General features: G+C 40.0%; 25 protein-coding genes and 1 tRNA gene. 10 read left to right on the forward strand and 16 right to left on the reverse strand.

Annotation, left to right across the window (positions count from 1 at the left end; translation table 11 throughout):
* The first annotated feature begins 29 nt into the window (after positions 1–29).
* The 4 genes from ARCPR_RS02160 to pgsA are packed head-to-tail and all read left to right on the forward strand — an operon-like array spanning position 30 to position 2,505.
* Positions 30–572, forward strand: a complete 543-nt coding sequence (locus ARCPR_RS02160; RefSeq protein ID WP_012939834.1) for a hypothetical protein — start codon at positions 30–32, stop codon at positions 570–572.
* Complete coding sequence (locus ARCPR_RS02165) at positions 551–1,351, forward strand: pantoate kinase (protein ID WP_012939835.1); 801 nt, start codon at positions 551–553, stop codon at positions 1,349–1,351. The genes ARCPR_RS02160 and ARCPR_RS02165 overlap by 22 nt, the downstream gene beginning before the upstream one ends.
* Before the next feature lie 24 nt (positions 1,352–1,375).
* The gene (locus ARCPR_RS02170; protein ID WP_012939836.1) at positions 1,376–1,942 is read left to right on the forward strand and encodes an Lrp/AsnC family transcriptional regulator; all 567 of its coding nucleotides are present in this window, start codon (positions 1,376–1,378) and stop codon (positions 1,940–1,942) included.
* Positions 1,942–2,505, forward strand: a complete 564-nt coding sequence (pgsA, locus tag ARCPR_RS02175) for an archaetidylinositol phosphate synthase (RefSeq protein WP_012939837.1) — start codon at positions 1,942–1,944, stop codon at positions 2,503–2,505. Before ARCPR_RS02170 ends, pgsA begins: the two co-directional genes overlap by 1 nt.
* A 9-nt stretch (positions 2,506–2,514) precedes the next feature.
* Here the strand turns inward: pgsA and ARCPR_RS02180 are convergent, their stop codons facing one another.
* The 4 genes from ARCPR_RS02180 to ARCPR_RS02195 are packed head-to-tail and all read right to left on the reverse strand — an operon-like array spanning position 2,515 to position 5,348.
* A complete protein-coding gene (locus ARCPR_RS02180) occupies positions 2,515–3,336 on the reverse strand; it encodes an Mrp/NBP35 family ATP-binding protein (RefSeq protein ID WP_012939838.1) in 822 nt (273 codons plus the stop codon).
* 4 nt (positions 3,337–3,340) lie between these two features.
* Entirely contained in the window at positions 3,341–4,174 is an 834-nt protein-coding gene (locus ARCPR_RS02185) for an ATP-binding protein (RefSeq protein WP_012939839.1), read from the reverse strand.
* Positions 4,159–4,983, reverse strand: coding sequence for a nucleotide-binding protein (locus ARCPR_RS02190; RefSeq protein ID WP_245526146.1), 825 nt, complete (start codon positions 4,981–4,983; stop codon positions 4,159–4,161). The genes ARCPR_RS02185 and ARCPR_RS02190 overlap by 16 nt, the downstream gene beginning before the upstream one ends.
* Positions 4,950–5,348 carry a NifB/NifX family molybdenum-iron cluster-binding protein gene (locus ARCPR_RS02195; protein ID WP_012939841.1) on the reverse strand — a complete coding sequence of 133 codons (399 nt, stop codon included), beginning with the start codon at positions 5,346–5,348 and terminating at the stop codon, positions 4,950–4,952. The genes ARCPR_RS02190 and ARCPR_RS02195 overlap by 34 nt, the downstream gene beginning before the upstream one ends.
* Before the next feature lie 123 nt (positions 5,349–5,471).
* On the opposite strand from ARCPR_RS02195, the gene ARCPR_RS02200 reads away from it, so the two are divergent.
* The gene (locus ARCPR_RS02200) at positions 5,472–6,131 is read left to right on the forward strand and encodes a DUF5612 domain-containing protein (protein WP_012939842.1); all 660 of its coding nucleotides are present in this window, start codon (positions 5,472–5,474) and stop codon (positions 6,129–6,131) included.
* Here ARCPR_RS02200 and mobB read toward each other — a convergent pair.
* The 8 genes from mobB to ARCPR_RS02240 all read right to left on the reverse strand — a co-directional run bounded on the left by mobB (position 6,103) and on the right by ARCPR_RS02240 (position 13,956).
* Entirely contained in the window at positions 6,103–6,582 is a 480-nt protein-coding gene (gene mobB, locus ARCPR_RS02205; RefSeq protein WP_012939843.1) for a molybdopterin-guanine dinucleotide biosynthesis protein B, read from the reverse strand. The two genes, ARCPR_RS02200 and mobB, sit on opposite strands and share 29 nt — an antisense overlap.
* Positions 6,583–6,620: 38 nt before the next feature.
* Complete coding sequence (locus ARCPR_RS02210) at positions 6,621–8,516, reverse strand: beta-CASP ribonuclease aCPSF1 (RefSeq protein WP_012939844.1); 1,896 nt, start codon at positions 8,514–8,516, stop codon at positions 6,621–6,623.
* Positions 8,513–9,160 carry an archaeal proteasome endopeptidase complex subunit beta gene (psmB, locus tag ARCPR_RS02215; protein ID WP_012939845.1) on the reverse strand — a complete coding sequence of 216 codons (648 nt, stop codon included), beginning with the start codon at positions 9,158–9,160 and terminating at the stop codon, positions 8,513–8,515. The genes ARCPR_RS02210 and psmB overlap by 4 nt, the downstream gene beginning before the upstream one ends.
* 87 nt (positions 9,161–9,247) lie before the next feature.
* Positions 9,248–10,432 carry an inositol-3-phosphate synthase gene (locus ARCPR_RS02220; protein WP_012939846.1) on the reverse strand — a complete coding sequence of 395 codons (1,185 nt, stop codon included), beginning with the start codon at positions 10,430–10,432 and terminating at the stop codon, positions 9,248–9,250.
* A gap of 68 nt (positions 10,433–10,500) precedes the next feature.
* Positions 10,501–11,910, reverse strand: a complete 1,410-nt coding sequence (gene cysS, locus ARCPR_RS02225) for a cysteine--tRNA ligase (RefSeq protein WP_048084708.1) — start codon at positions 11,908–11,910, stop codon at positions 10,501–10,503.
* Positions 11,911–11,926: 16 nt separating this feature from the next.
* Positions 11,927–12,916 carry a tRNA (guanine-N1)-methyltransferase gene (locus tag ARCPR_RS02230; RefSeq protein ID WP_245526148.1) on the reverse strand — a complete coding sequence of 330 codons (990 nt, stop codon included), beginning with the start codon at positions 12,914–12,916 and terminating at the stop codon, positions 11,927–11,929.
* A complete protein-coding gene (locus ARCPR_RS09280) occupies positions 12,849–13,613 on the reverse strand; it encodes a small multi-drug export protein (protein WP_187286418.1) in 765 nt (254 codons plus the stop codon). The genes ARCPR_RS02230 and ARCPR_RS09280 overlap by 68 nt, the downstream gene beginning before the upstream one ends.
* A complete protein-coding gene (locus tag ARCPR_RS02240; RefSeq protein WP_012939849.1) occupies positions 13,573–13,956 on the reverse strand; it encodes a UPF0146 family protein in 384 nt (127 codons plus the stop codon). Before ARCPR_RS02240 ends, ARCPR_RS09280 begins: the two co-directional genes overlap by 41 nt.
* A gap of 34 nt (positions 13,957–13,990) precedes the next feature.
* On the opposite strand from ARCPR_RS02240, the gene rimI reads away from it, so the two are divergent.
* A complete protein-coding gene (gene rimI, locus ARCPR_RS02245; protein WP_148208657.1) occupies positions 13,991–14,461 on the forward strand; it encodes a ribosomal protein S18-alanine N-acetyltransferase in 471 nt (156 codons plus the stop codon).
* On the opposite strand, the gene ARCPR_RS02250 is transcribed toward rimI, so the two are convergent.
* On the reverse strand, positions 14,412–14,690 hold the full coding sequence (locus tag ARCPR_RS02250; RefSeq protein WP_012939851.1) for a UPF0058 family protein: 279 nt from the start codon (positions 14,688–14,690) through the stop codon (positions 14,412–14,414). The two genes, rimI and ARCPR_RS02250, sit on opposite strands and share 50 nt — an antisense overlap.
* A gap of 165 nt (positions 14,691–14,855) precedes the next feature.
* Between ARCPR_RS02250 and ARCPR_RS02255 the strand changes: the two genes are divergently transcribed.
* A tRNA-Cys gene (locus ARCPR_RS02255) sits at positions 14,856–14,926 on the forward strand.
* 299 nt (positions 14,927–15,225) lie between these two features.
* On the opposite strand, the gene ARCPR_RS02260 is transcribed toward ARCPR_RS02255, so the two are convergent.
* A complete protein-coding gene (locus ARCPR_RS02260; protein ID WP_048084324.1) occupies positions 15,226–16,242 on the reverse strand; it encodes a hypothetical protein in 1,017 nt (338 codons plus the stop codon).
* Between the two features lie 82 nt (positions 16,243–16,324).
* On the opposite strand from ARCPR_RS02260, the gene ARCPR_RS02265 reads away from it, so the two are divergent.
* From ARCPR_RS02265 to ARCPR_RS02275, 3 genes are read left to right on the forward strand one after another with little or no spacing between them, the layout of a single operon-like run.
* Complete coding sequence (locus ARCPR_RS02265; protein ID WP_048084326.1) at positions 16,325–16,555, forward strand: response regulator; 231 nt, start codon at positions 16,325–16,327, stop codon at positions 16,553–16,555.
* Positions 16,552–17,226, forward strand: coding sequence for a GntR family transcriptional regulator (locus ARCPR_RS02270; RefSeq protein WP_012939853.1), 675 nt, complete (start codon positions 16,552–16,554; stop codon positions 17,224–17,226). The genes ARCPR_RS02265 and ARCPR_RS02270 overlap by 4 nt, the downstream gene beginning before the upstream one ends.
* Positions 17,227–17,282: 56 nt before the next feature.
* On the forward strand, positions 17,283–18,254 hold the full coding sequence (locus ARCPR_RS02275; protein WP_012939854.1) for an HTH domain-containing protein: 972 nt from the start codon (positions 17,283–17,285) through the stop codon (positions 18,252–18,254).
* A gap of 364 nt (positions 18,255–18,618) precedes the next feature.
* On the opposite strand, the gene ARCPR_RS02280 is transcribed toward ARCPR_RS02275, so the two are convergent.
* Positions 18,619–19,050 carry a Trp family transcriptional regulator gene (locus ARCPR_RS02280; RefSeq protein ID WP_012939855.1) on the reverse strand — a complete coding sequence of 144 codons (432 nt, stop codon included), beginning with the start codon at positions 19,048–19,050 and terminating at the stop codon, positions 18,619–18,621.
* Between the two features lie 140 nt (positions 19,051–19,190).
* Entirely contained in the window at positions 19,191–19,712 is a 522-nt protein-coding gene (locus ARCPR_RS02285) for a hypothetical protein (RefSeq protein WP_148208659.1), read from the reverse strand.
* Between the last annotated feature and the right edge of the window lie 32 nt (positions 19,713–19,744).

Here is a 19,744-nt window from a genome sequence, read left to right on the forward strand (position 1 = left end):
GTTTTAAAATAGTTTGTCGGAGTTGGGTTATGATTGGCGACAAGGCTTTGAAAGTTGTAAGCGACTTTGTTCTTAGAAAGGTTCCTGAAGGATTGTTTGAGGTAAGGACATTCTGTGCTTGCTCGGATTATAGAAGGTTGGATGTTAAGACTCCAGAAGAAATTGTGAAAGTGCTTAACGAAGTTTTTGAAAGGTTTGGAAGCTTAATAGAGGACTGGGAAGTTGAGGCCATAAAACCTTGGCTAAGGCCATACGGAATAATTATTGAGAAAGAAGATCGCTACAGAGCTAAGCTTCTCAAAACTGGTTACGAAGATAAACTGGACGAACTCTTAGATTATTACTCATGTGGAATGAAAAGAGAATCTCTCGTACTTGCAAAAGCTTTACTTGATTCGATTGCAAAGGAGAGGGGTTTTGAGAGCTTTAAGGACATGGTTAAAGGTAAACTGGCAGACCTTCTGGAGCTATTCTACGATTCACTTGATAGGGATTTGAACGATGAGGAGATATTGTTCCTTTTAAAAACAATGCGGAATGTATTGGAACTATGTTCGTCTCAGCGAGTGTAACGTGCTTTTTCGCACCAGTGATAGATGATCCTAAGAACTCTGGATCTATAGGAGTCGGATTTACAATAGATAGAGGTGTTGAGGTAAGACTAGCTGAAAAAACAACATTTAACGGTAAGAAAATAAGGTTACCAACTCTCGAATACGTTTTGAGCAAGCTTGGATATGAGGGAGGAGCTGAAATAAAATCTGATCTTCCTTTAGGATGTGGATTTGGCTTGAGTGGTGCAACAGCTTTAGCAAGTGCACTTGAAGTTAACGAAAAGCTCGGTTTGAATCTATCCTTGTTTCAAATTGCTGATCTGGCACATGAAGCTGAGGTTTTAAATAGAACGGGACTGGGCGATGTGACAACGCAGTGTCACGGTGGATTCGTTGTAAGGAAGAATGCTAGCGCCCCTTCTATATGCAGTGTTGACAGATTCCTCTGGGATGTGGAAATGGATTTTCTCGTTATGGGTGAGCTTAAAACGAGTGAAATACTTGAAGGAAACTTGAAGGAGGTTTACAAGATTGGCGTTGAATGTTTAAAGAAGTTCTTGAAAAGACCTTCGATAAGTTACCTGTTTGAAGTTTCCAAGGAATTTACGCTAAGGTGCGGCTTTGCGGATGACGATATACTGGATGCAATTGAGGCAGTTGAAAGCTGTGGAGGACTGGCAAGCATGATAATGTTGGGCAAAGGCGTCTTTGCCCTCAATGGGGATGTCTTAAGAGAGTTGAAAGGATTCTATACCAAGTCAAGAGTTGTATGGTACGGAATAAAGAAAAGCTTATAATATATTCGTGCTGAGACTGTTTGAATGAAGGTTTTAGAGCTTGACGAGAAGGATAGATTGATTATAAAAATACTTCAGGAAAATCCTAAGATCTCTCAAACTGAGGTAGCCAAACTTGTCGGTCTTTCCCAGCCCTCTGTGGGAGGCAGGATAAAGAAGCTGAAAGAGCTTGGAATAATAGATCACACTTATGGAGTGAATTTAAAGAACTCGCGCATGTACATACTGAAAGTAGATGTGAAGTGCAAAAATCCCGATGAGATTCTCGACACCCTAAGAGACTGCCCTTTCTTTCTCAATGGATTTGTAGTTGCTGGAAACAGAAACCTGATACTGATGTTTGTCGGTGAAGATCTTCCAACGCTTGAGGCGATAGTAGATAAGCATGTGAGGCCGAATCCGGACGTTTACGATGTCGATGTAGGAATAATAGTCAGGACTGAAAAGAGTACAATAATTCCGCTTAACGTAGGCTTTAAAAGAGATAAAGTCGCACCGTGCAAATCCTATTGTAGTGAATGCGACTATTGGGGTAAGATTTGCTTGGGATGCCCAATAACTGGTCATTACAGAGGTAGGGTTTTGAGATAATGCTGAGTGCTATTAAAGGCAGAACAACCGAGCTTCTGAAACCTATTACAAACATATTAGCCAAAATCGGTATTAAGCCAAACCATTTGACAATTTTAGGGTTGCTTCTAGGCTTTCTCTGTGCCTACGAGATTTACTTGGGAAATTACACAGTTTCCGTAATTCTCCTAATTCTTAGCTCTCTTATGGATGCTCTAGATGGAGCCTTGGCCAGAGATAAGGGGATGATTACAGAGTTTGGAGGATTTCTTGATTCCGTCTTGGACAGGTATGTTGATATAGCTATATTCTTCGCTTTGGGATTTCAAGTCGGTTGGGTTTTAGCGGTCTTTGCTCTAAGTGGCGCTTTGATGGTGAGCTACACAAGAGCTAGGGCTGAGAAGATAATACCAAAATGTGATGTCGGGATTGCAGAAAGGGGAGAGAGGCTGATTTTAATTATGATTGGTTTGGCCTTTCCAAGCATTCTCGAATCGATAGTCCTCATAGTAGGTATTCTCTCACACTTAACAGCTTTGCACAGGATTATCTATACGTACAAGGAATGCAAAAGAAAAACTTGAGGACAAAAGTTAGATAAGGAAAAATTCGAATGGATCGATCTCGTATAGCTCGATCTTTCCACTGTCACACAACCTCGTCAAAGCTGGGTCTATTGGCAGTTCCAAGAAGAAGTCTATGCGATACTTGCTCGCCATCTCTGCAGCCCTACCCTTGCCGAACAAATACTCCTTGTGCCCACACTGCGGGCATTCATAGTAGCTCATGTTTTCAACCAACCCCACTATTGCAGTGTTCAACTCTTGAGCCAACTTGAGAGACTTTTCAACTATCGTAGCTGTGAGCTCCTGAGGAGTGGCGACCAGAATAACTCCATTCGGTCTAACTTCTTGCAGAACTGTTAAAGGTACATCACCCGTTCCAGGGGGTAGATCAAATATTAAGTAGTCCAACTCGCCCCACTCCGTTTTTGCAAGCATGTCTCTTATTACTCCACTCACCAACGGGCCTCTCCAAGCTAACGGGCTTTCAGGCGATGGTAAGAAGAACTGAATCGACATTACAGCGATTCCCCACTTGTCCGTATGAACTGGTTCAATTCCATCCTCTCTAACAACTGGACGTTTGTTCTCAACTCCGAATATCTTCGGAATACTCGAACCCCAGAAGTCGCAGTCCATGATTCCCGTCTTGTATCCTTTTTTCCCATAGTGAACTGCTAAGAGACCAGCTACGGTACTTTTTCCAACCCCACCCTTGCCGCTCATTACAGCCAGCTTGGTTTTGACTTTTTTCATCCTCTTAGCCAGTTGATCGATACCTTCCATGAACTTCTTTTTGACTTCCTCATGATTGAATTTCATCTTCTCCTTAACTTCCTCGTACTCCTGCATGCTATCACCTCCATATGTTCTCCCAAGCTTCCACGATTTCATCCTTAATCGGTATTTGTAGATTTGCAATTGCCTTCGGTATATCCTCGTAGAAAGGAACTTTTGCAACTATAGGAATTTTCTCAGACTTGCAGAATCTCTCAATTTTATTGCTGACATCCAAGTTCAAGTTGAATTTGTTTATGATAATGTAGGGCTCTATTCTGAAGTGTCTTATTAGCTTTAAAACTCTCTCCATATCGTTTAAGCCCGAAAGAGTAGGTTCCGTAACTACAACCGCTTTATCAACCTTCGATAAGCTCGCAATTACCGGACAGCCTATTCCCGGTGCCCCATCAACCAAAATCAAGTCTAAGCCTTTCTCTTCAGCAACCTTCTCTGCCTTAGCTTTCACCTCGTGCACAAGCAAACCGCTGTTCTCTTCACCGGGCTCAAGCAAAGCGTGAACAAAAGGTCCGTACTCAGTTTCGGACACAAAGATCTTACCCCTCTCTTCAGAGACCATTTCAATCGCTTTGTTCGGACAAGCTCTGAAGCAGAAAGCACAGCCTTCGCACCTCACAATGTCAACCTTGTAGGAATCGTTCTCGACGTAAATTGCGTCAAACCTGCATAGATCCATGCATAACCCACATCTTTCACACTTATCTTGAATTATCCTAGCCTTCTTCATACCTTTAAACGGAATTTCCTCCAAAATCCTCGGCTTTAGAAGAATGTGCAAGTTTGGAGCATCGACATCACAATCGGCTATAACTCCCTTGCAAAGGGTTGCAAACACCGATGTGACCGTAGTTTTTCCAGTTCCACCCTTTCCACTAACTACTGCAATCTGCATTTAATCACCTCGTAGATCTCTCTAAACAGATCAGCATAGTCGTGCAAAAGCTCTCCCCTGGAATAGCTCTCCGCAATACGCTTGCTGAACGGTATTCTGCCAATTATATCCGCATCGATCTTGTCTTCAATGTTGAAGGGTAATCCGTGCTTGTTTATTACAACACCGTAGGAAACCTCAAGCTTGTCCAGAACGCTCATGGCTAATTTGAGATCGTGCAAGCTGAAGGGAGTTGGCTCACAAACGAGAATGCAGTAATCAGCATCTCTAACACTTTCAACCATAGGGCAGGATGTCCCGGGCGGGCAATCTATAATTGCATCGCCTTTAATCTTTTTTTTGACCTGCTTTATGATCGGAACTGGAGTAGTCTCTCCGACATTCAAAATGCCGTAGGTCAGTTTTATTTTGGAATTCACCTCAACGATCTTTCCTATGGGTATCTCGACTTCTTCAATCGCTCTTTTAGAACAAAAGTAGCTGCAAGCTCCGCAGCTGTGACAGAGCTCTGGCATAACGTATATTTTGTCCTTTAGAACGACTATAGCATGAAATTCACATACGTCTCTGCAGATCCCGCAATAGTCGCACCTGCTTTCATCTATTGATGGAACCTTTCTGCAAACAATTTCTTCCCTCTTTTCACCTTTGATGAAAAGGTGGCAGTTCGGTTCCTCAACATCCAAATCGAAGAGGTCTACACCGTTGAAGTATGCCAAATTTACTGCAAGGGTCGTTTTTCCCGTCCCTCCCTTACCACTCGCAATCGCAATCTTTACCATTGACCCCTTCCTCCCCCTCTTCTCCACCTTCCCATCTTTGGCTGGGATGGAGATGTAATCTCCTCAAGCTCTCCCCTGATTAGCTTTTCAATAGCCTCTTTCACTGTCAGTCCACTCCCTCTGTAAACCTTGATCCCGGCCGAACTTAGAACTCCCAAAGCGTTGGGACCGACGTTTCCAGTTATAACCGCATTGACTCCTTTATCGACCAAAAACTGAGAAACCGCAACTCCCGCACCTCCACCTCTCACAGCGAAATCGTTTCTAACAACTTCAACACTCTTAATTTCTCCATCTTCAACATCTACTATCGTGAAGCTCACAGCCCTTCCAAAAACTTCAGAGACCTTGTCATCCAAACCACCGCTTATAGTAGAGACTGCAACTCTCATGAGTGCTAATGGGCTGTGCGGTATATTAGGTTATCCTAAAGTTCGACTCGATCTAAAACATCTTATATGAACTAACCATTTTGATGGACAAGTCTTAAAATACTTCAATGAAACACTTGTGAGATGCTCAGGGCTATACAGATAATAGCCAAGAACGAAATCGGTGTTCTTAGGGATGTTACGACGGTCATAGCAAATTACAATGGAAACATAACGTATTCCCAGACGTTTATACTCGAAGATGGAGAGTACAAGGGTAAAGCCATGATATATTTTGAAGTTGAAGGTGGTGATTTCGAGAGTATGCTCAAAGAGATCAAGGAGATTCCGACCGTTTTGAGTGTTGAAGAAGTAAAACCGTTCAAGGACATATTTGGTAAGAGAGTTATAATATTTGGCGGTGGTGCTTTGGTTTCTCAAGTGGCGTTGGGTGCGATTAGCGAAGCGGACAGACACAACTTGAGAGGGGAAAGAATTAGTGTCGATACGATGCCCATAGTTGGTGAAATCGAATTGGCTGAAGCTGTGAATGCCGTTTCAAGATTGCACAGAGCTAAAGCTTTAGTTTTGGCCGGTGGTTTGATGGGCGGTAAGATTGCGGATGAGGTGAAGATGCTTAGGAGATGTGGTATTCCAGTGATATCTCTGAACATGCTCGGTAGTGTTCCAAAGGTCAGTGATCTGGTTGTAAGTGATCCTGTCATGGCCGGAACTCTAGCAGTTATGCACGTAAGTGAAAAGGCTAAGTTCGACATCAGAAGGGTGAGGGGCAGGCGGATTTGATCCAGCTGATCATGAAGTTTGCTATATTCTCGTAATCGTCCCTCCTGAATTTGGGTTGGAAATCGACATTGAAATCGGCAACGACAGCAATCACATTTGTATAACTTCTTAAATCCTCTCCGTCTTTAAGAACCACAATCTTTGGATAATTCGAGCTACTGAAACCTTCTGTTAGTATCAAATCGTACTTGTCCTTGAAAATTTCGATAAGTGTATCGAGATCATCTGGAATCCTACCTATGAAAGCAGTCTTTTCCTTAGAGGTTATTACGACATCTGCTCCACTCCTAAAAATCCTCCAAGAGTCCTTTCCTTCCCTATCAATATCGAACTCCTTCGCATGCTTAATAACCAGAACTACCAAGCCTTTTTTCTTCAGAATGGGTACAACACCTTCTATCAGTGCAGTCTTTCCAGAGTTTGATTTTCCGACTACACACAGAACTTTCACTTAGAATGATTTGCACGCTCAAATATAACGCTTTTTTTTCAGATGAACCTTATAGTTTCCAAGTTCATCGGAGCTCTAGTTTCGATCTTGTATGTCTTGTAGATGCTCGATGCCAAGTCTATGCATTTACTTTCTTCACCGTGCACGGTAATTATCTTTTCAGGCTTATCGCTCAGCGCTTTGACGTAGTTCATTAGCTGCCTTCTGTCTGAGTGTCCAGAGAAACCATCAACAGTTTCAACTCGCATGTTCACCTTGACTACCTCTCTCCTTCCATCGACCGTGAAAGGCACTTCTTTCCAACCCTTCTGAATCCTCCTACCCAAAGTTCCCTCAGCCTGATAACCGACAAACACGATAGTGTTCTTTTCATCACCAGCCAGAGCCCTAAAGTATTCCATGACTGGACCTCCGTTGAGCATACCTGATGTGGAGATTATCACGCAAGGCTCCGATGAGTCGATGACTTCCTGCCTCTTCGAAGGAGAATCAACTCTCACGAAGCTCTCGCTTATAAATGGATTTATACCCTGATGGAATATCAAATCCCTCAGATGTGCGTTTAGATATTCTGGATAGGCTGTATGGATAGCTGTAGCCTCGTATATCATTCCATCGATGTAGACTGGAACTTCATCTATCTTCTTCGTTCTTATAGCCTCTTCAAGAACTATCATTACTTCCTGACTCCTACCAACTGCAAAGGCTGGGATGAGAACCTTACCACCCTTACTTATTGTCTCGTTAACAATCCTGATTAAATTCTCTTCAGCCTCCTTTCTCGAAGGTTGGAAGTCTTGGCTGCCTCCGTATGTTGCCTCCATTATAAGAGCTTCAAGCCTTGGGAAGTTTGTCTCTGCTTTATCGAATAGCCTAGTCCTCTCAAATTTGAAGTCTCCTGTGAATGCTATGTTGTACAGTCCCTCACCTATGTGGAAATGGGCTATTGCTGAACCTAAGATGTGTCCAGCGTTGTAGAATGTCAGTCTGACGTCGGGTGCTATGTCCGTTACGACACCATAATCAAGCGTTATACAGTGCTTTAAGGCCGTTCTTATCCAGTGAGACTCGTAAGGTATTGTAGTCCCTTCTCTGCTCGCAACTTCTATGAAGTCGAGTTGCAACAGAACCATAAGATCTCGGGTAGGTGGTGTTAGGTAAACTGGGCCTCTGTAGCCGTACTTGAACAAGACTGGAACTAGACCGCAATGGTCGAGGTGTGCATGTGTAATTACAACGGCATCTATGCTGTCTAACGGCTGGATTTCTGGGATGTAGAGGTAGGGAGGTTGGTTTCCACTGACGTTTATTCCACATTCAACCAGTATCTTGCTATTTGGAGTTTGCAGGAGGTAGCAACTCCTACCTACTTCCCTCGCTCCCCCCAAGAACGTCACTCTTACCCACTTATCTGCATGTAAGATTGGACGGTTTATGCTCTCTCCTATTCTCTTCAGAATTTCCTTTCTTTCTTCTCTGACGCTTAAAAGATAGCTCCTTATGCTTTCTATTGTTTTAGATTTTAATGGCGGAGTTCTAACTACTCTAGGACTCCAGCCCGTCTCCTTTAGAATCTTTCTAAATGTCGAACCACCCTTACCAATGACTACACCCGGCTTCTCAGCCTCTATTATAACTTCACAGTACTCTTCATCAAAGAATATGCTCGTAATCTTGGCATCCTCCGGTACAATCTGTCTGATTATCTTTTCAGCTTCCTCCTTAGGCTTTAAGCTCTTGGGATCGGCTCTTATGATGATTCTCTTCCTCAAATCCTTTGCCAGCTTTTTTACGATATCGGCGTTAGCAAGCTCTTGTGGATTTTTGACATAAACTACTAGAAATGGGCCTTCAAATTCTACATCCTTTACCTTAACTTTCTTGGGCAGAGACTCTATTACCTTTTGCTTTATCTCCTTAATCTTGTCCATCATGCTCTTCTCAAGCTGCTCAGTATCTTATCGACCTCTTCTTTGCTGAGTTCGAAGTAACCATCTTTTGTTATCTTAACTACATCTATACCGTCGCCTGATGCAGAGTCTCTCCTCATTGCGGAGTATATTGCTCTTACAGCTAGTTCGACTCCGTCATCCACGGTTATTTCTGGCGTGTACCTGTCTTCAAGGACACCGTAAGCTGTTGGACTTCCCGAACCGGTTGCCACAATGTCTATTTCCTCAATAGCGCCACCCAGGAGGTCTATTGAATATATGCTCGGTCCTCTCTTGTCTACACCACCAACTAGAAGTTGTACGAAATACGGGAACCATCTAACGGAGTTCAGTATGTTGGATAGTAGTGTAGCTATGGCCTTAACAGTAGGTTTCTCCTCTTTCCTGATCTCGTAGAGCTTTATCTCAACGGATATCAGTCTAGCTAGGAACTGCGCATCACCAACAGCACCAGCAGTTGTCATTGCAACCCTGTCTGCAATCCTGTAAATCTTCTTAGCTCTCCTACTCGCTATGAAATTGCCCATAGTAGCTCTCTTCTCTGTGGCAAGTACTACTCCGTCTTTGCAGACTAGTCCGACCGTAGTTGTTCCTTTATACACCTTATCCTGTATTTCCCCTAACATTCTGATCACCAGAATTCGAAGAATTCGTTTGATGATGCTCCAAACGTACGAAGATATTTAAGCCTTTTTGAAGTTAAAAAATTAAAATCAAACTTCCGCAAGTTTTTCAAACCAATCCTTCAACATCACGAACTGTTCGTGTGTGTTTATGACATCCGTCTCCATTGGGCTCTTGAAGAAGAAGGCCATTTCCTTGACGACTCCGCTTATACCCTTCTTCTTGGCAAACAGCAGGAATCTTGCTATGTCCAAAATTAGAGGTGCTGCGACAATCGCATCTATGCCATCCCATATGAAGTAGAACTTCATCTTAGTGCCTAGGAACCCTTGGAAGTGAATGAAGTCGAATGCTGTCTTATTATCAACTAAGCTTGGGAAGTATTCGATTTCTGTTATTGTGTACGGTGAGTATCCCATTATCTTCTCAAGTACCTTATCCTTACTTATCACTTTGCTCTCCTTATTCTCTCTGTGGCTTAACACCTTTCCGTCGTAGTCACCCAAGATGTTGTAGCTCATCCATCCCAAAATCTTCAGATTTCTGTATGCGAACATCGGAGCCAAGGTTGTTTTAACAAGTGTTTCACCAGTTTTACCGTCGTTTCCTGCATGAGGAACTCCCTTCTCCTCAGCCAACTGCTTCAGAGCTGGTAAACTTGATCCAACACTTGGTGTGAAGTTTCCGTAAGGCAATCCAAGCTTCAAGGCTACATATGCGTAGAGCATGCTCGCTGTGGCGTATTCCTTGACATCGTTATCGAGCATCTCTTCAAATCCTTCTATAGTCGTGTGATACTTCTCGCTGAACTTTGGAAGGGGCTCAGTTGAAGCGACATTTATCACAACAGTTTCATCATCTGCAAAACCCTTGATATCTTTCTCGATTCTGTCTACAATCTCCCTCAAAGTAAGTCCCTCATCTTCAAGCGTCTCTACCCTTCCAAGTTCCCTTATACCTTCTCCGCAGTTTAGAGCTGTTCCCTTGCAAGCCTTTATCTTCTTAAGCTCATCTCCAACAGCGTCGAGAATTTCCCTGTCGAAGTGTCTGTTTGACTCCCAATGCTCCATTATGGCATCGTAAGCTGTGGGAAGGGGCCTTATGTCGTGTCCACCGAACTCAAACTTAAGAGGAACGTACTCCGAAATCTTCTTGAACGGTGGTAACTCTGATACCAACCCAGTTTTGTCGACTATTCCTCTCTCCAAGGCTTTTGCTCCTACCATCGCCGTGGTGGAGACTATACCATAAGCACCTATCAGCCACACCTTCATGCTCATCACCCCCAAAAAATTTGGTTAGAATGTGAGAGTGCTTTCTGCTTTGATATTTAGAAATCGTTTTAAAAATGTTTCGTAAGCCATCTTGTTCCCTTAGGTGTGTCTATAAGCATTATTCCCTTCTCTCTCAGTTTTTCTCTAATCTTGTCCGCTCTCTCGAAATCTTTCTCCTTTCTTGCGACTTCTCTCTCCTTAACAAGCTCTATAAGCTCTTTGGGAAGTGTAGGGATTCTTTCATAGTTTTCGAACAATCCCAAGACCTTCGAGAATGTCATAAAAGTTTCAAAACAGCTTTCAAGCTCTTTTAAGCTCATATCGTAGAGATTCTTGTTGATAGCCTTTGCGAAGGAATGGAAGACTGCTAGAGCCTTAGGGGTGTTCATGATGTCCATAGCGCTCTCAAATTCCTTTAAAAAGCTACTCGGATCAAATCCCATATCCTTCCTATCTTCACCGTACGACTTCAATGCCGAAATCTCCATGTCCAAGTTGATGAGCGTGTTTTTGAGGTAGTTGTAGGAGTTCTTAGCTCTCTCAAGTGACTTCTCGCTGTAATCGAGCGGACTTCTGTAAAATGCAGTGAGGAGGAAGTATCTCAGCACTTCTCCTCCGTAAACGTTCAAAACATCCCTTATCTTGACTATATTTCCTAAACTCTTGCTCATCTTCTCCCCTTTGATCATTACGAAGTCGCAGTGAATCCAATACCTCACAGGCTCAACACCGAATAATGCATAGCTCTGTGCCCTTTCATTTTCATGATGGGGGAAAATCAAGTCCTTACCTCCTCCATGAATGTCGAAGGGTACTCCCAAATATTTTGCCGACATCACACTACATTCTATGTGCCATCCCGGTCTCCCGTAACCCCAAGGGGAATCAAATACCGCTTTAGCCTTGAAATCATCTTCCTTCGCTGACTTCCAAAGGGCGAAATCCTTTACGTCTCTCTTTTTGGGGTTGGGCTCTATCCTGTGCCTGTTCAACTCTTCTAAGCTCATACCAGAGAGCTTTCCGTAGCTCTCGAAAGCTGGAACATGGAAGTAAACATCCTTCCCATGCTCATTCTCAACCTCGTAAGCGTATCCGAGCTCTATCAGCTTTTGAACCGCTTGAACTATATCCTGAATGTGATCCGTAACCTTTGGCATGTAATCGGGCATCTTCACGTTCAAAGCGGACATATCTTTGAGAAATTCTGAAATAAATTTCTCAGCAATCTCTTTTTGCGTTTTACCCTCATTCACAGCCCTTCTTACTATTTTATCGTCTACATCGGTAAAGTTCTGGACGTAGATGACCTCATGCCCCTCATACTCCAAATACCTCCTCAGAACGTCGAAAAATACGAAAGTCCTCGCGTGACCTATATGCGAGTAATCGTAAGCAGTTATTCCACATACGTACATTCTCACAGTCTTATCCAGCTTCAACTCTTCCATCTCCTTAGTTAAGGTATTGTAAAGTCTCACAGGATCACCCCGCAACTCAGTTAAATCCTTTGAAGATATACCTATTTTTAGATTCATCGAACGTCGAGTTCCTCAAAATCCTTTCGAGCCACTCATCATCGATAACGAGATAACCTAGCTCGCTACAAGCCTCATAGAAATCTTTTGGTCTTATATTGAGCCAATCAAAGCTCTTTATCTCCGACTTCCTCACGACTCTGAAGGGCTTACCGTTTACGTCTATTCTAATCGTCCTCTTGGGCAATTCCCTTCTGAGCCTCCACTTGGCTACGAGATGAGATTGAACAGACCTTACAGCCTTTTCAACATCCTCTCCATCTAAAACAACTCTCAAAACTATCTCGACTATTGTGTTAAGTCTATCGGGAACTCCTATGACGTCTCCTCTGAGTTCTATTCTCATCGATCTGAAACTGATGCCTTCCCTCCTCAAATTTTCGCCGATCTTTGAAGTCCATCCTCTCTTGTTTCCCGTTTTATCTACTATACCTCCAATTATATAGCACTCCGCTCTTTGTCCTTCAAAAACTTCATCTCCATTCGGATCAAGCAAAATGATATCTTTCAAACCCATTTCTTTGATAAATTTCGCCGTTGAAGGATAAAACACTCCAACTCCAAAATCCTTGTGAGTTATTACCAACCTTTCATCCCACATGAACTTTCTTATAACTCCCAAGCATTGCTGAATCTGAAGCTTGAGCTTCTTCTTCTCCTTTTCTGTGTGAAAATCATAGAACGAGCAGTCTATGACAATAAAAGGAAAATCCTTCGCCTTTTCAAGTAGATCGTTTCTCGTTAAAATTGGATCGTCGCATTTGCCTACATAAGCTGGGTTCTCGCATTCTTGATTTAAGTTGAAAACTTTTCCTTTCAAACCCCTGCAAACTTGAGCTTTACCCATTATGACGTGATAGGCCATTGATTGAAGAGGATCGTCACTTTCTGTTATCCTTTTTATCTCTGTTGATATGCAATCTATTCCCAACTCCTTCAACGCCTTCACGAACACGTCTCTGAGCCTCATGGAGTACTCTCTGGTATACACGATATTTTCTTATCGATCTCGCAACAACTCCCAAGATGAGTATGAAGCCTATTATTACTAGAACTGAACAGTCCCTGAAATAACTCGTTAGATAAATGGAAACCAATGCTATGAAGAGGGAACTTGTAAAAGAGGCGCTGACAACTGTAAGAAATAGCTTCAAATTATCTAAGCCAAGCAATCTCCCGATAATGCTTGCGGTGGAGCTTCCAGTTCCCTGAAATGGTATGAAAACGAATATGAAGAGACCTAAATAAGTGCTCCTCGCCAAATCGTATTCCTCTACGAACTTCCTAGCTTTCTCTTCGAGTTTGAAAATGAGTTTACCAATCTTTGGAATCATTAGAACTATGTCAAAGTTCCAGATGATGAAGAAGGCTGTGAATGCATCAGTTGCTGTTATGAGCAGTATAGTTATTACGACTGCAAACGCTCCGTAATCTTTCAGGTATGATATCATCAGAGGTATTATGCTCTCCTTACCGGCTGGCGGTATGAAGTATGCAATCAGAAATCCCGCCAAGTAGTAACCAAATACGTTGAGAACTGAGTACACCAGAGAAGCATACAGTAGAGGTGGCAAAATCAGACAAGCCAATTTCTTGAGTATCCTTTTAAGTTTCAATCCCATCCCTCCAGACGTAGAACCTTTCACCCCTGTAGTTTATCAGCTTACCGCTGTAGAACTCGTTTCCGAAAGGCCTTATCAGAACGTCCGCTTTGACTTCTTTAGCTACTCTAAGTATATGCGGAACTATCTCCGGTGGAGGTCTTATAGAGTATATGAGGCTTGAATTTGAATAAATCTCAAGTCTTGGTGTGGTTATGTCATCGATGTAAAACTCAATATCCTTAATGGGAATATGCCTTATATCAGTCGCAACTACTCTAAAGCCGTTTTCTTTTAATTTTAGAGCTACGATCCAGTTGTAACCTATACCTACTTCAACCAACTTCCCGCTGTAACGCTTGGATATGTAATCTGCTATCTGCAACACAAGTTTTTAATCTTGAAAAGTATTATAACGTTTTGTGTTGGGTGTGGTAATAAGGGAGTACAGCGTAAAGGACTTTAGAGATATAATGGAAATAGATGGAGAGGCTTTTTCTCCGCGAAACCCTGTTTATGACGTGTACATTTACGTGACTTACGGTAGCGACTTACTCGTTGCGGATATAGGTGGGAAAGTTGTTGGTTACATAGCAGTGATGGATATAGACAGGGAAACATCCAAGATAGTATCTTTAGCCGTTAAGAAGGAGTTCAGAAGGAAAGGAATTGGTACCAAATTACTCTCCACGGCCATAGAAAGGTGCAAAGAGAGGGGAAAAAAGAAGATAATACTTGAAGTTAGGGTATCAAACTACCCTGCTCAGAATTTGTATAAAAAAATGGGTTTCAAGATTGTTGACGTAATCCCAAACTACTATCAAGATGGTGAAGATGCTTACCTCATGGTTTTAGATCTGACTCAATCGACTCAAGAAGCTCCCTTATCTTAGGGTTGTTCAAGAGCTCGCTTGCATGCTTGTCCTTAAATATCTCGTATATTCCTTTACACAAAAGAAGTATCGCTCTTTTATGATCTGCTTTGCTCTTGTGGATGTGTACTGGGTGTACACCCAATTCGTCATACAACTTGAAGTGTCCGTTTGCAACACCGGCGTTTTCAAAGAACCTCTTGACATTAAAAAGAGCCAGATGCAGTAAGACCATTTCCTCCTTGTGCATGGGCATCACCACTACGAGATGGTAGTATAGAATAAAAAAACTTATTGCTCGAAAAACACTTTTACATACAATACCATACATATTTATTTGTATTTACCATCATTATCTTTCATTTAATTTGTTTTCCAAAACTCTTAAATACTGCCTAAGGGAATAAAGAAATAGGCCAGGGTGGCAGAGGGGCCATGCGGGGGACTGCAGATCCCCTGACCCCGGTTCAAATCCGGGCCCTGGCTTAAATTTAAATTCTCTAAAAGTTCTCTTAATTTCTCATTGATAAATGAGCTAATATCAACTTCCAGTTCTTTAGCTTTCTGTAATAGATTTTTATCAACTCCAACAAATTCTATAGAGTTGTCCAACTTGTTGTCCAACTCACTTTCATCTACTGAAATCAAGAATTTATTTTTATCAATTTCATAAATCTTAGCTCCTTTTCCAATTATTTCTTTGTATTCTAGAGGAAATCTAACAATAGGATATTCAAATCCTTCTTTTGCTTTCTTCTTTCCAATAATAGATCTACCAACTAATTTCATTTCTCGATCACCTCTTCTTTAGCTTCTTTAATCAAGCTCTCAATTTCAGATTCAATCTTAGACTTGAAGAACTTTAATCTCTCGAGAGAAGAGTAAGGATCGAGTGCTATTGCAACATCCTCTGTTAATTTCCCAACTTCTTCGGCTTGATGAATAAATTCAAATAGATCTTCAAGAAATTCACCAAACCCTTTAGCAAACCCTTCAGGATTCTCTTCTATCGTTCTTACAAGCTCTTCGAGCTTCTTTTTATGTTCCTCTTCAGTATACTTACTTCTAAGAGCTATCTTTTTTCTTCTTTCTTCTTGTTCGTGTTTGAAAAGTTTGTATAGTTCCTTGTTTACTTGCAATAAATTCTTCTCAAAAATCGTCTCAAATTTTTCAATCGTCTCCAATGGATCCTTTTTAAACTCTTCAATGCATTCCTGCAAAGTCTTTAAATACGCTCTGTAAAAATCGTAAAGGGGTTCAATCCTTCTAATTTTATTAATAAAATCACTTTCTATTTCTTTTTCGACTTCAAAAGTCTCGAAAATTAAATCTTTCTTGAAATCTTCTGATAATTCTGAGCTTATAATCTCTTTTCTCAATAAGTCAAGCTTATGTGCAATGTAACTCTTCCCGAACTCTATTTCATTCAGTATTATTAATCCTTCAAAAGGTTCCAAGGATTCTAATTCGCTCTTTAATCTAGAAACACGATTCTCTAAGAACATATCAAATGCTTTTTTGAATGCTCTTATCTCTGACAATTTACTAGCTATAAATTTACCTGCATCCTTTAGCTTTATTGTTTTCTTTTTTCCTTTTGTCCAACCTTCCTCTTTAATCACTATTTTTCCTTTTTCCTTTAACTTTCTAATAACATTTGAAAACGTCAAGTTTGAAACAGCGTTTTCCCCTTCTCTTTCTTTATAAAGTCTATACAGCTCGTTAAACCCTAATCCTTCTGGGTACTTGCTTAAGATTTCAAGCACTCTTTCTTCAGCTATTTCTGACCTCCTTTTTATCATTTAAACCACCTAACTAAGTAACTAACTAATTAACATTAGTTAGTTACTTAAGACTTTTGCAAGAAAGTCCAATTGAGGTGATGTGAAAGTGGCTGTAAGAACTCGTGAAATTGAAGAGATTAGAAAAAATGTGAGAGAGTTTGCAAAAAAACAGACACAACCCTTTTCAGTAAACGATGTGGCTAGAGAATTCGGTATCTCATGGACGACAGCAAGAGCAATTCTTCTTGAATTAGCTCTTGAGGGAGAAGTCGAAGTTATGAAAACTAGCAAATCCTATATCTTTATTCCGAAAAGGGGTGATAAGAGATGAAAAAGATAAAGATTGAAAATGTAATGATTGAACTTGAAGAACCTCTAAGATTCTTCAAATTCGAAGCGGATAAGATATATGAGGTCGAAATAGACTTGCAAAGATTTCCTATAATTAAGAAATTCAGAAGTAGAAATGGAGGAGAATATCCTGCATGCATTTACAATCTTAGAATACTCAGAGAAAATGGAAAAGAGATTAATTCCGAATGGATGCAAAGGAGAGTAAGTGTAGGGGATTACAGAGAGGACGAAAATGGCATAAGAGTAAAGCCAAGAATGTTCTCCGAGTTTTGGCAATTAGCACAGATATATGATAAGTTTAGGGCAGGAATTCACAAATGCATCGTAAAAACTAAAGGAGGAAATAAAGGACAAGTTCTTACGAGAATCATTCATAGCAAGGACTGCGATTGCTTGAAAAGCAGAGAGGGAGAAAAAAGAAGAGAAGAAAGAGATTCTGATATACAAGTTTATCATCCTCAGGAAATCGCAGAAAGACTAAAGGAGGATATAAAAGAGGAAAAAGCCATCACCGTTAAAGAAGTAATGGATCGATACAATACAAACGAGGAGACCGCAAGAAAAGCTTTAGATGTACTGACAGAGGAAGGATTAGCCGTAAAGATCAGAGAGGACAAATACTTCATCTCCCCAAAATCAGAGCTATGAGGAGATATGGCTTTAAAGGCTTTAACACTTCTCTTTCAATTTTTTGAGGTGGTTTCATGGCAATAGGCTTGAAACCTCTTGAGGATATCGTGGAACTTGCAATAATTTCAGCATGGATAAAGCCTAAGCCTGTAAGCTTAGGAATCTTTGCCCCTCCAGAATACGGTAAAACTGAAGCTCTACTTCAATTTGCAGGATGTAAGGGAGTAAAAATTATTTCAGATGTAACATCTTTCGGTTTAAGTAGGTTTATACTTCCAGAAATCTCTTCGAAAAGAGTTAAATGCTTAATATTTCCTGATTTATTAAAAATTTTAAATAGAAGTTGGAAGGTAACAAATGAAATACTATCTCTTCTCAACGTGATAATAGAGGAAGGAGTTAGTGCTGTATACACTTTCAACATTCAATTCGATGCTGAAATTATAGGAGACAGAGTAAGATGTGGTGTCATTCTAGCATGTCCCGAAGAAGTTATCAAGGAGAGGGAGAACAGACTTAAAAAATTTGGATTTTGGAGCAGGATTCTGCCTTTCTACTTCGAGTATACTAAAGAAGATCTGTTAAGAATACACGAGGAGATTAAAGAGGAGAGATCTCCATTCATGAAGAAAAATCTAAACATTCCTGATGATGAAATTGAAATTAAGCTTCCTAAAGAGGAAGCTGATAAATTAGATCCAATTGTATTTGCATTTAAAGATTCTATAGGATCTACTACTGGATTTAGGTTAAGATGGAATTTACAACAATTAGCTAAAGCTAATGCTTGGATTAATGATAGAGATATAGTAATAGAAGAAGACATTAGGAAAATTATCTCGTTTACTCCTTTCTTCTTTAATCCTATCAAGGGAGATGAATGTATTTATCGAATTCTTAGATTACTTCCTGCTAAATCAGAGGAAATCGTTGAAGAATTATCAGATCTTTATTCGAGGAGAACTATTTATGATCGACTAAAGAGGCTTAAGGAGAGTGGAATAATAATTGAATCTGAAAGAGGATGGAATTTAAGATTAAAATAATTTTATTTTTATAAATACCTCAATGTGCAAGAAACTTGTTACTTCAAGTATTCACGACTCCTGCACACATTATTGATATGCTATGGCGTATGTCAAAAATACTGATTCTACAACTACGGAGTAACTAAGATACATGGGAATGAGAATGAAACTGAAACGACATTATCATGTATCGAAGATGTCTAATTTCAATGTGTGTTTAAAGCTATTCTTAACTTCTTTTCAAGAATATTATGAGAATATAGGAGGAAACAGTGTCTATAACTTCTATTAGCATTCAGTCTACACGATACATCTAATCAGAAATTTTATCTGATAATGTTAATAAAACTATATCTTCAACTCGGTTAATTAACTAAGTTAACTATAACTTTTTAACAGCTTCATGAATTTTATTAGCTTTAACTATTAAGTCTCTAAAATTATCATCTGATAAAGCTAAGTAATGGATGTACGGATTTGACAGGATTGATTGGAAAGCTTTATCGAACAGTTTAAGAGTTCCTATAGCTTCTTTCTTAAGCTTAGCAACTTCTACTATTTCATCTATTAGCTTCTCTTTCTCTTTTATTTCCTTCTCTAATTTAGCTTTATATTCTTCCAATTCATTAATCTTATTCTCTAATTCTTTCAGTTTCCTCTTATTAACTTCTAAATCAACCATTATTTCTAAATCTTTAGCAATTTGATTAATCTGAGATATTGATAGCTTTAGCTTCTTAGCTATTTGTCTGTAAGAGTATCCTTGCCTTAACATTTCTACACATTTTTCATATTTCTCTTTATGAACTTTCATAAGATTACATCTATGATACATCTAATAAAATTTGCTAATAGCTGAGAAATTTAGCTATAAACGATATAGAAATGAGTTAAAATTTTTAATATTAGAGTTGAAGAATAATATCATGAGATACAAGTATGGAAAATTGTATCTTAGAACGGTATCTCTCCACAGTTAGAACAAACCCATTTCCCCATTGATTTATCATATCTCAGCTTGGAATTTTCCAAGCAATTAGGACATTGAAAACTTAATTCAGCAAATCCAAATCCTGTTCTTACCATTCTTGAAGCTTTATTTAATCTATCTTCAATTTCTTCAATTGCTTTAAACTTACAAAGAATATCATAAAGCAATTCCTTCAATCCCTCCCTCTTATTAAGCTTCCATTCAACGTATTTCCATAATACGTCGTAAATTTCAATTTCATCAAGATTATGTCTCTCCATTACCTTCGTAATCGAGTATTCTTTCTCTATATCCTCAAAGATTGGAAGATACTTAAACTCCTCTTTCAACCTCTTACAAAATTCATTGAATCTCTTAGGAAGAGTGTAAGATTTAACTCTGCCATTTATCCTCTTCTGTAATTTATACTTCTGATTAGTTTTATCATAACTCAATGTCCATCCTTGATTAATGTATTCGATTATCTTCTCTTCTGTCCATTCCATCATTGTTAGTTCAACTTAGAAATTTAAAAGTA

It is taken from the genome of Archaeoglobus profundus DSM 5631, from assembly GCF_000025285.1.
Classification (GTDB): Archaea; Halobacteriota; Archaeoglobi; order Archaeoglobales; family Archaeoglobaceae; genus Archaeoglobus_B; species Archaeoglobus_B profundus.

What these genes read in the sequence shown, in the direction of transcription:
- ARCPR_RS02280 (WP_012939855.1), bottom strand. Translation starts at nt 19,050, where the DNA reads ATGAAAGTTCATAAAGAGAAATATGAAAAATGTGTAGAAATGTTAAGG.
- ARCPR_RS02185 (WP_012939839.1), bottom strand. Translation starts at nt 4,174, where the DNA reads ATGCAGATTGCAGTAGTTAGTGGAAAGGGTGGAACTGGAAAAACTACG.
- ARCPR_RS02250 (WP_012939851.1), bottom strand. Translation starts at nt 14,690, where the DNA reads ATGCACAAGGAGGAAATGGTCTTACTGCATCTGGCTCTTTTTAATGTC.
- pgsA (WP_012939837.1), top strand. Translation starts at nt 1,942, where the DNA reads ATGCTGAGTGCTATTAAAGGCAGAACAACCGAGCTTCTGAAACCTATT.
- ARCPR_RS02195 (WP_012939841.1), bottom strand. Translation starts at nt 5,348, where the DNA reads ATGAGAGTTGCAGTCTCTACTATAAGCGGTGGTTTGGATGACAAGGTC.
- ARCPR_RS02160 (WP_012939834.1), top strand. Translation starts at nt 30, where the DNA reads ATGATTGGCGACAAGGCTTTGAAAGTTGTAAGCGACTTTGTTCTTAGA.
- ARCPR_RS02170 (WP_012939836.1), top strand. Translation starts at nt 1,376, where the DNA reads ATGAAGGTTTTAGAGCTTGACGAGAAGGATAGATTGATTATAAAAATA.
- ARCPR_RS02180 (WP_012939838.1), bottom strand. Translation starts at nt 3,336, where the DNA reads ATGCAGGAGTACGAGGAAGTTAAGGAGAAGATGAAATTCAATCATGAG.
- psmB (WP_012939845.1), bottom strand. Translation starts at nt 9,160, where the DNA reads ATGTTAGGGGAAATACAGGATAAGGTGTATAAAGGAACAACTACGGTC.
- ARCPR_RS02210 (WP_012939844.1), bottom strand. Translation starts at nt 8,516, where the DNA reads ATGATGGACAAGATTAAGGAGATAAAGCAAAAGGTAATAGAGTCTCTG.
- ARCPR_RS02285 (WP_148208659.1), bottom strand. Translation starts at nt 19,712, where the DNA reads ATGGAATGGACAGAAGAGAAGATAATCGAATACATTAATCAAGGATGG.
- ARCPR_RS02220 (WP_012939846.1), bottom strand. Translation starts at nt 10,432, where the DNA reads ATGAAGGTGTGGCTGATAGGTGCTTATGGTATAGTCTCCACCACGGCG.
- ARCPR_RS02260 (WP_048084324.1), bottom strand. Translation starts at nt 16,242, where the DNA reads ATGATAAAAAGGAGGTCAGAAATAGCTGAAGAAAGAGTGCTTGAAATC.
- ARCPR_RS02200 (WP_012939842.1), top strand. Translation starts at nt 5,472, where the DNA reads ATGCTCAGGGCTATACAGATAATAGCCAAGAACGAAATCGGTGTTCTT.
- ARCPR_RS02165 (WP_012939835.1), top strand. Translation starts at nt 551, where the DNA reads ATGTTCGTCTCAGCGAGTGTAACGTGCTTTTTCGCACCAGTGATAGAT.
- ARCPR_RS02275 (WP_012939854.1), top strand. Translation starts at nt 17,283, where the DNA reads ATGGCAATAGGCTTGAAACCTCTTGAGGATATCGTGGAACTTGCAATA.
- ARCPR_RS02270 (WP_012939853.1), top strand. Translation starts at nt 16,552, where the DNA reads ATGAAAAAGATAAAGATTGAAAATGTAATGATTGAACTTGAAGAACCT.